Origin of the sequence: Micromonospora craterilacus (assembly GCF_003236315.1) — a bacterium.
Lineage (GTDB): Bacteria > Actinomycetota > Actinomycetes > Mycobacteriales > Micromonosporaceae > Micromonospora > Micromonospora craterilacus.
In genome coordinates this window covers 1-4,624 of the sequence record NZ_POTY01000353.1, presented here as the reverse complement: position 1 = coordinate 4,624, position 4,624 = coordinate 1, and the positions used below count along the sequence as shown (strand labels likewise).

At 72.2% G+C, this 4,624-nt stretch carries 6 protein-coding genes; 3 read left to right on the top strand and 3 right to left on the bottom strand.

The annotated features are described in order from the left end of the window. The 3 genes from C1I95_RS31950 to C1I95_RS31940 all read right to left on the bottom strand — a co-directional run. On the bottom strand, nucleotides 1-925 hold a 925-nt coding region (locus C1I95_RS31950), incomplete at its 3' end, for a DMT family transporter (protein ID WP_111219593.1). Further along, nucleotides 922-1,767 carry an ATP phosphoribosyltransferase gene (gene hisG / locus C1I95_RS31945; protein ID WP_111219591.1) on the bottom strand — a complete coding sequence of 282 codons (846 nt, stop codon included), beginning with the start codon at nucleotides 1,765-1,767 and terminating at the stop codon, nucleotides 922-924. The genes C1I95_RS31950 and hisG, both read right to left, overlap by 4 nt. A 43-nt stretch (nucleotides 1,768-1,810) precedes the next feature. Further along, a complete protein-coding gene (locus C1I95_RS31940; RefSeq protein ID WP_088947482.1) occupies nucleotides 1,811-2,074 on the bottom strand; it encodes a phosphoribosyl-ATP diphosphatase in 264 nt (87 codons plus the stop codon). A 138-nt stretch (nucleotides 2,075-2,212) separates the two neighbouring features. Here C1I95_RS31940 and C1I95_RS31935 point away from each other — a divergent pair, with 138 nt between their 5' ends. From C1I95_RS31935 to C1I95_RS31925, 3 genes are all read left to right on the top strand, one after another. After that, on the top strand, nucleotides 2,213-3,079 hold the full coding sequence (locus C1I95_RS31935; protein WP_111219589.1) for an ABC transporter substrate-binding protein: 867 nt from the start codon (nucleotides 2,213-2,215) through the stop codon (nucleotides 3,077-3,079). Further along, the gene (locus C1I95_RS31930) at nucleotides 3,076-3,924 is read left to right on the top strand and encodes an amino acid ABC transporter permease (protein WP_233514012.1); all 849 of its coding nucleotides are present in this window, start codon (nucleotides 3,076-3,078) and stop codon (nucleotides 3,922-3,924) included. The genes C1I95_RS31935 and C1I95_RS31930 overlap by 4 nt, the downstream gene beginning before the upstream one ends. Nucleotides 3,925-3,926: 2 nt before the next feature. Next, a partial coding sequence (locus C1I95_RS31925) for an amino acid ABC transporter ATP-binding protein (protein WP_111219587.1) occupies nucleotides 3,927-4,624 on the top strand: 698 nt, incomplete at its 3' end.

The following is a 4,624-nucleotide window of genomic DNA, read 5'->3' as shown; positions in this document are numbered from 1 at the left end:
GGGGTGCGCCGATGGTCGAGCGTGGGCTGCGGCCGGCGACCAGGACCGCGAGCAGGGTGAGCAGCGCGCCGGCCAGCACCGGCAGCCGGGCTCCGGGCCCGCCCGGCAGCAGCACGTCCAGCAACAGGGCACCGCCGAGCTGCCCGGCGACCAGGGCCAGGCCGGTGCGCAGCACGCCCGCCGCGCGTACCCCCACCACCAGGCTGGCCACGATGACGACGCCGAGCAGCCCGCCGGCGTAGAGATGCCAGCCGTCCGGCCAGACCACCGGTGGCCCGGTGAAGGCGCCGGCCAGCGCCGCGACGAGCAGCACCACCGGCGTACTGACGAAGAAGTTCACCGCGACCCCGGCGGCGGCCGAGCCGGCGGCGGAGACCCGGCCGTTCAGCGCCGCCTGCAAGGCGACCCCGACCCCACCGGCCACCGCGAGCAGGAGCACCCCGACGGCCAGGTCACCGACGGGCTGACCGGTCTGGGCCAGGGCCACGGCAGCCACCCCGAGCAGCGCCCCGGCGATCCTGGGCGTGGTCAGCGGCAGCCGACCCAGCGGGGCGAGCCCGGCCCGGTCCGACGCCAGCCCACCGAGGCTGCCGCCGGCGACCTGGGCGATGGTGAACACCGCGACCCCCAGCACCGGGACGGCGTACGCGCCGAGCACCACGATGGCCGCCCCGCCCAAACCGCCCAGGTACGACCACCAGGGCAACCGGGCCCGGCGCAGGGCGGCCAGCCCGCTGCGCATCGACGGCAGCACCAGCAGGCCGACCATGATCAGCAGGGTGCCGCCGAGGTTGTTGACGACCGCGCCCAGGGTGGCGTTGCCGACCCGCTGCCCGAGTTCGGCGTTGACCACCCCCTGCGCCGCCGAGGCCGCTCCGCCGAGGGTGACCAGGGTGAGGGCGACCGCGACCGGTGGCGGCCTCACAACCGGCAGGCGTGGATGTTGGTCACCAGGATCGCCCGGGCGCCGAGCTCGTACAGCTCGTCCATGATCCGGTGCACGTCGTCGCGGAGCACCATGGCCTGCACCGCCACCCAGCCCTCGCGGTGCAGCGGGGAGACGGTGGGCGACTCGATGCCGGGGGTCAGCGAGCTGGCCCGGTCCAGCAGCCCGGCCGGCACGTCGTAGGCGAGCATCACGTAGCGGCGGGCCACCAGCACCCCGTGCAGCCGACGCAGCAGCTGCTCGGCCTGCGGGTGGGGCGCGGCGCCGGCACGGCGTACCAGCACCGCCGAGGACTGCAGCAACGGCTCCCCGAAGACCACCAGGCCGGCCTGGCGCAGGGTGGCCCCGGTCTCGACCACGTCGGCGACCACGTCGGCGACGCCGAGTCGGATGGCGTTCTCCACCGCGCCGTCGAGGCGGATCACGTCGGCCTTGACGCCCAGCTCGACGAGGTGACGCTCGACCAGCCCCGGGTACGCGGTGGCGATCCGGTGCCCACCCAGCTCCCGCACGTCGTCGACGTCGTCGGGCCGGGCGGCGAAGCGGAAGGTGGCCCGGCCGAAGTTCAGGTCGACCACCTCCTCCGCCGGGGCGCCGGAATCGATCAGCAGATCCCGGCCGGTGATGCCGACGTCCAGGTCACCGGAGCCGACGTAGGTGGCGATGTCCTTCGGCCGCAGGTAGAAGAACTCGAGGTCGTTGGGCTGGTCCCGGCAGACCAGGTCCTTGGGGTCGCTGCGCTGGCGGTAGCCCGCCTCACGCAGCATCTGGGCGGCCGACTCGGCCAGCGCGCCCTTGTTGGGTACGGCGACACGCAGCATGACGGAGTGCTCCTTCGATCGGGATCGGGTCGACGGCGGGCACTCAGAGATGTCGGTAGACGTCCTTCAGGTCGAGACCGCTGGCGAGCATCAGCACCTGAACCTGGTAGAGCAGCTGGGAGATCTCCTCGGCGGTACGCTCCGGCCCCTCGTGCTCGGCGGCCATCCACGACTCGGCCGCCTCCTCGACGACCTTCTTGCCGATGAAGTGCACGCCCTTCTCCAGCGCGGCGACCGTGCCCGAGCCGGGGGTGCCGGCGGCGGCCTTGGCCTGCAGCTCCGCGAACAACTCCTCGAACGTCTTCACGGCATCGGATTCTCGCAGTCGCCCTCGGTGGTCGCGCGCACCGGGTCCGGTGGTGACCGATGGGCGGAACAGCATTCCCTACCAACATGGTGGGACACCCCTTCGGTGCCTGCCGATGTTGGTCGTACGCTGTCCGCCATGGTCAGCACCCCACGCACGCTCACGCTCGCCGCCGCCGGCACCCTCCTGCTCGCGGTCGCCGCCTGCGCCCCGCAGGCCGAGCCCACTCCCAGGCCCTCCGCCACCGGCGCCGCCGCGTGCGCCAAGGAGAACCTGCTCACCCACACGCCGGGCAAGCTCACCATCGCCACCGACGAGCCGGCCTACCAGCCGTGGTTCGTCGACGACAAACCCGACAGCGGCGAGGGCTACGAGTCGGCGGTGGCCTACGCGGTGGCCGAGAGGCTCGGCTACGCCCGGGACGACGTGGTCTGGACACGGGTGAAGTTCGACTCCGCCATCGCGCCCGGGCCGAAGAACTTCGACTTCGACATCAACCAGTTCTCCATCACCGAGGAGCGCAAGCAGGCGGTCGACTTCTCTGCGCCCTACTACCTGGTGCGGCAGACGGTCATCGCGCTGAAGTCCTCCAAGATCGCCGGCAAGACGTCGCTGGCCGACCTGCGCGGTGCCAAGCTCGGTGCCCAGGTCGGCACGACCAGCTACCAGGCGATCACCGACGTGGTGAAGCCGACGGTCGAGCCGCAGGTCTACAACAGCAACGACGACGCGAAGAAGGCACTGCAGAACGGCCAGCTCGACGGGCTGGTGGTCGACCTGCCCACCGCCTTCTACATCACCGGCGCGGAGATCGACGACGCGGTGATCGTCGGGCAGCTGCCGCAGGTCGGCACGCCGGAGGCGTTCGGGTTGCTGCTGGACAAGGAGTCCCCGCTCACCGGTTGCGTCAGCGGCGCGGTCGGCCAGCTCTCCGCCGACGGTGTGCTCAAGCAGCTGGAGCAGCAGTGGCTCGCCCAGGTCGCCGGAGCCCCTGAACTCCTGTGAGCACCGCCCTGCACCACGACCCGTCGCCCGCCCAGCGGGCCCGGGCCGCGTACCGACGCCGGCAGACCGTGCTGAGCGTGCTGATCGCCGCCGCCTCGACGGCGGCGATCGGCACGCTGCTGGCGGTCGCGGTGACCGGGGCACCCGGCTGGGAGCGGGTACGCGAGTCGTTCCTGGACCCGGAGATCGCCCGCGACGCGCTGCCCCGGGTGCTGACCGGGCTCTGGCTCAACGTGCGGCTGCTGGTCTGCTGCGCTATCGGGGCGCTGCTGCTCGGGCTGCTGATCGCGATCCTGCGTACCCTGCGCGGGCCGGTCTTCTTCCCGATCCGGGCGCTCGCCGCCGGCTACACGTACACCTTCCGCGGCCTGCCGTTGATCATCGTGCTGTACGTGCTCACCCTCGGCATGCCCGGCCTGCGGTTACAGGGCATGCCGCCGGTGCTGGTGTTGGGTGGGTTGGCGCTGGTGCTCACCTACGGCGGCTACCTGGCGGAGGTGTTCCGCGCCGGCATCGAGTCGGTGCACCCGAGCCAGCTCGCGGCGGCCCGCTCGCTGGGCCTGACCTACCGGCAGACCATGCGGCACGTGGTACTGCCGCAGGCTGTCCGGCGGGTGACACCGCCGCTGCTCAACGACGTGGTGGCGTTGCAGAAGGACGTCGGCCTGGTCTCCCTGGCCGGGCCGATCGACGCGGTCCGGGCCGCGCAGATCGCCACCGCCCAGACGTTCAATTACACGCCGTACATCGTGGCCGGGGTGCTCTTCGTCCTGCTCGCGATCCCGCTGATCGCGGTCACCGACCAGGTGACCCTGCGGGCGGCCCGACGCCAGTCCGGAGGCTGACCATGGACGTGAGGCCGACCGTGGACGTGTTGCGGTGTCGGGGGCTGCGCAAGGAGTTCGGTGGCCAGGTCGTCCTCGACGGGCTCGACCTGACCGTGGCCGAGCATCAGGTGGTGGCGCTGATCGGGGCGTCCGGGTCAGGCAAGTCGACCCTGCTGCGCTGCCTCAACCTCCTGGAGGAGCTGCACGACGGGACGATCGAGCTGGACGGCGAGGAGATCTCCGCGCCGGGCGTCGACCCGGACCAGGTACGCCGCCGGATCGGGATGGTGTTCCAGTCGTACAACCTCTTCCCGCACCTGAGCGTGCTGGACAACGTCACCCTCGCCCCGCGCCGGGTGCACCGCCGCTCCCGGGCCGAGGCGGAGGCACGCGCCCGGGAGCTGCTGGACCGGGTGGGGCTGGGCGCAAAGGCCGACGCTTTCCCGGACCGGCTCTCCGGCGGTCAGCAGCAGCGGGTGGCGATCGTCCGGGCGCTGGCCAACTCGCCTCGGCTGCTGCTGCTCGACGAGGTCACCTCGGCCCTGGACCCGGAACTGGTCGGCGAGGTCCTTACCATGATCCGCGACCTCAAGTCCGAGGGGATGACGATGGTGCTGGCCACCCACGAGATGGGCTTCGCCCGCGACGTGGCCGACCAGGTCTGCTTCCTCGACGCCGGCCGCGTGATCGAATCCGGCCCGCCCACCCAGGTCCTCGC